This window comes from Halobacteriovorax sp. (assembly GCF_041587335.1).
Lineage (GTDB): Bacteria > Bdellovibrionota > Bacteriovoracia > Bacteriovoracales > Bacteriovoracaceae > Halobacteriovorax.
In genome coordinates, this window is sequence record NZ_JBFGYP010000191.1 from 1 (window position 1) to 4,092 (window position 4,092).

Below are 4,092 nucleotides of genomic sequence, written 5' to 3' on the forward strand. Positions count from 1 at the left end.
TAAGAAAAGGTAGATATTTAAAGCCAGAGACTAAGAACTATGTTCCAAAGATTATGGCACTTGCTATTATTGGTAAAAATTTAAAAGTCTTTGGATTTAATGAAATTGATTTCCATGATCCAATTGATTTTGAAGAAATAAAAGTTCCTGGAGGAACAGACCTTGTAGAATTCTCTAAAGATATAGGTCTAGATTTTGAAGATATACAGTATTTAAACCCTGAGATTTTAAGATGGTTTACTCCACCTAATGCTAAGGAGTATACACTTCGAATACCTGCAGGACTTAAAGATACTTATGTTGCTTGTTGTTCTAGTAAAGAATATAAAGCGGTGGCATTTCAAAAATATAAGATTCGTGGAAAAAGAACTAACTTAAATGATGTTGCTAGAAAGTTTAAAATTAAAAAGGCATCGTATGTACTAAGTAGTCTAAATGATACAAGAGCAAATAAAAGACTTAAGAAGGGAAGTGTTGTCTTACTTCCATTTAGAGAAGGTCAATCTAGAAAGAATGCTATGTACGCAGATCTCTATGAAAAGCCTCGTAAGGTCGTTGTAAGAAGAAAAAACTATAGAAAGAGGCTACGTATAGCTAAATCTAGAGGTAAAAGAATAATGAACCCATCTCAGTGGTATGTTGTTAGACGTGGAGATTCTTTATGGTCTGTGGCAAGAAAAACAAAAACAAATCTTGATACATTGATTGTGTCTAATCTTTCTATATTAAATAGAAGACAAATTAGAGCTGGTGATAAGTTAGCTATTAGATAAAATTCAATTTAAAATTTATAATTACTTTAGAAACCTGCATCAGCAGGTTTCTTTCGTTAAGAGATGACAATTGAGAAGTCGTCGAGGTAATATTCGATCATTACTGACATTTTATAAAATACACTAGAGAAAACTATGGCCTATTCAGACTTAAAGAAATTAAAAAAAGAAGAAATAAAAGATATAACAAAAGTTGAAGTCGACAACTTAATTGTCGGTGGAGATTTATTTGCTCTTGCATCTTATGAATTTTTTAAAAATAAGTTTGCAGATGAGAATACTAAAATTCTAACTAAAGAGATGTTAACTAAAGAAAGTACATCTTTTTTAGGTCCAAATATATTACGTGGTGAAGAGAATGTAAGCTACTTAAAGAATGTATTTGAGCATGCTGAAATTGTTGAAAAAACAGAAACACCTAAGTTCTATAAAGACATGAAGTTCAAGCCTTTCGGTGGGAGAGGTAAATCAGAGAAGCTTATGTGGGGAGAAGAGTTCTTTACTACTGCGGCAGCAGACTACAGTCTAGAGAAGATATTCCCTTTTGTTAGTGATGATGAGTTCTATACAAAAGCTAAAGAAGATCAGATTGACCTTATCTATACTAAGATTTTTAAAGATGATGATACTTGGGTTATTGAGTGTTCAAACGGTACACAGATCTTTGCGAAGAAATTAGTTTGGTCTGAGTCTCCGTGGAAGTTCTACGAAGAATCAATTGCAAAAGAGAAGCTATCTAATGAGTTTATAGAGTTTGTTGAAAGCACTAAAACTCCTTGTGCTCTTCACGTAAAACTAGAATTTGATAAAGAAATTACTAAGCAGGATGAAACATTACTTATTCCTTTAAGTTATACACACGATTGGGGTCATTTTATTTGTGAATTCTCTAAAAGTGAGAGTGAAAATTCTCCTCAAACGGGACACTTTTTAACTTTTATAGACGTAAATGACACAAATGAAGAGGATATTTCTAAAAAAATACGACTTTTAAAAAGAAATTTAGAAAAAATATACCCTCATTTTAAAGATATTAATGCGAGAGAATTTATTGTTTTAACTGAAAATACTCATAGTCTAGAATTTGACGATAGCTTCTTTCTTGAAGGGCAACCCTATTTAAAGAATGCGTATTTCATAAGCAGTAGCGCACCTTTTTACTACGAAAATAAGAGTGACGATAGTGACGCAGATTCCTTGGATTGTTTGACGCATCTCTCTAGAGGGTTGAAGGTTTTACTTCAGTTTAAAAATTTATTGTCTTAGTTTTTTCGATACAAATGATTTTAGGGTGTTGACAAATATTTTAAAGGCAATGAAAATTAAATTTAATAGAAAAATTTATTGCAGTTTATGCATATTAATAAAAAAAGATTACACACGGAACGTAATCTCAAACTTCAAGGAGAAGATTGGATGAAAAAGCAAATCCTAATCGCAACAGGTTTAGCAGTACTTTCAACTAGTGCATTCGCTTCAAAAGCAAGATTAGAAGCTCTTGGTCAAAACGACGATAGAGGTTCTTTTTATGTTGAAGATGCAAGAAACATTTTTAGAAATGCTTCTAAAGTAAACACTCACAAAAACTACATCACTACTGAATGGGGTACAGCTAACGATGCAGCTGATTCTAAAACAACTCCACACGCAGAAGGTGGATTCTTCAGAGAGATGGGATCGTTTAACTACGGTGTTTATTTAGGTTCAGAAATTGATTCTCAAAATGCTTCAAGAGTAAATATAGTGACTGATGACACTATTAAAGATTCTGGTGAGTATAACTTTTTAAAACATGACAATGCTTTAGATTTATTCTTTGGTGGAGATATGGGTGTTCAGTGGGGAGCGAGACTTCACTATGCATCAGCTAAAGATGAGTCTGCAGCTGTAAGTCAAGAACATGACAACTTTGGTTTAGGTCTTGGTATGATGATGGGTGATATTGAAGCCTACGCTAACATGACACTTTCTGATGAGTCAAAAGGTAACGTATTCCAGGATAGCACAGGAGCTGCTGGTGATAAGTTAGAAGGTAACTCTTTAAATGTTGGTGTTGCTTATAACTTAATGGGTTCTAAATTATATGCTGATTATGATAAGGCTGGTTACGAGTCAACTATTGCAGGCGCTAAGACTGAGTATACAGAAACAACTATGACTGTTGGTGTTGGTAGAATTCATGAAGTATCTTCAACTGCAAGATTAAATATGGATATTGCATATGTTTCAGGTAAAGAAGAAACTAAGACGACTTCAACTGTTGAAGCTAAAGAAACTTTCATACCACTTACTCTTGGTTTTGAAGCAGATGCAAACTCTTGGCTAGTTTTAAGAGGAGCTATTACTCAAAATGTTCTTCTTAATACAGACAAGGATAACGCTGGTAAAAAGACTACAAAGGCAAACACTACAACAGTTACTTCTGGTGCAACTCTTAACTTTGGAAAGCTTAAAGTTGATGGTTCAATCGGTACAGGAACTGCAGGAACTCTTCAGTTAGATAACCTAATGACTAGAGTAGGTGTTTCTTACTGGTTCTAATTTAAATTATGATTTAGTTTAATTTAAATATCGAAGGCCTCACTTTTAGTGAGGCCTTTTTTTATGAATAAAATGGCTTTCGATTTTTCTATCCTTTTTTATTTCTAATTTTTAAACAACATCAATACATCTTTACAATCAATTACAGTATTCGTTTATATATATAGTAAGTAATGAAAATTTAATGATAATCCTTTGACATTAAATAAATAAAACCAGACAATTTATATAACAACAAATTTATTTATATAATAATAGATACATTTTACAGGAGAGTATTAATGAAAAAAAGTTTACTGTTAGGGATGACACTTGCTTTAATGTCTAATTCTGCGCTTGCAACAAAAGCAAGACTATTAGCTTTAGGAATGGATGAGACTGATAATGAAGGTTCTTATTATATTGATGATAATAGAAATATTTTCTTGAATGCAGGTAACATTGTAAATCATTCTAATCAAATGATTTTTGAATGGGGTAATGCTGGTAATGTTATAAATGCTGATAATCGTTCTTCAGTTGACCAAGACACTAAGCCTCAAGCTGAAGGTGGTTTTCTTAAAACTTCTGGGAGTTATACTTACGGAGTTTACTTAGGTGCAGAATCTAACACATCTGCTTTATTAAGAGTTGTTGGTAGTTCAAATACTACAGGAGCAGGGGTTTTAGATACAAGTGATAACCAGATCGACCTGTTCTTTGGAACAAGAGTTAATGATATGTCTCTTGGTGCTGATATAGTTTATGTTAAAGGTGATAAAGATTCTACTAAATCTGA

At 32.6% G+C, this 4,092-nt stretch carries 4 protein-coding genes; all 4 read left to right on the forward strand.

Annotated features, from left to right (window positions below; genetic code table 11):
• A partial coding sequence (locus ABX784_RS15880) for a LysM peptidoglycan-binding domain-containing protein (RefSeq protein WP_372656045.1) occupies positions 1-773 on the forward strand: 773 nt, incomplete at its 5' end.
• 135 nt (positions 774-908) lie between these two features.
• Positions 909-2,039, forward strand: a complete 1,131-nt coding sequence (locus ABX784_RS15885) for a hypothetical protein (protein WP_372656046.1) — start codon at positions 909-911, stop codon at positions 2,037-2,039.
• Positions 2,040-2,189: 150 nt separating this feature from the next.
• Positions 2,190-3,314: a hypothetical protein gene (locus tag ABX784_RS15890; protein WP_372656047.1), complete on the forward strand. Its 1,125-nt coding sequence runs from the start codon at positions 2,190-2,192 to the stop codon at positions 3,312-3,314.
• 281 nt (positions 3,315-3,595) lie between these two features.
• Positions 3,596-4,092 (forward strand): hypothetical protein (locus ABX784_RS15895; RefSeq protein WP_372656048.1); only part of this gene is annotated, 497 nt, incomplete at its 3' end.

Excerpts from the sequence above, each read along its gene's own strand:
- ABX784_RS15885 (WP_372656046.1), top strand. The coding sequence starts at position 909 with ATGGCCTATTCAGACTTAAAGAAATTAAAAAAAGAAGAAATAAAAGAT.
- ABX784_RS15890 (WP_372656047.1), top strand. The coding sequence starts at position 2,190 with ATGAAAAAGCAAATCCTAATCGCAACAGGTTTAGCAGTACTTTCAACT.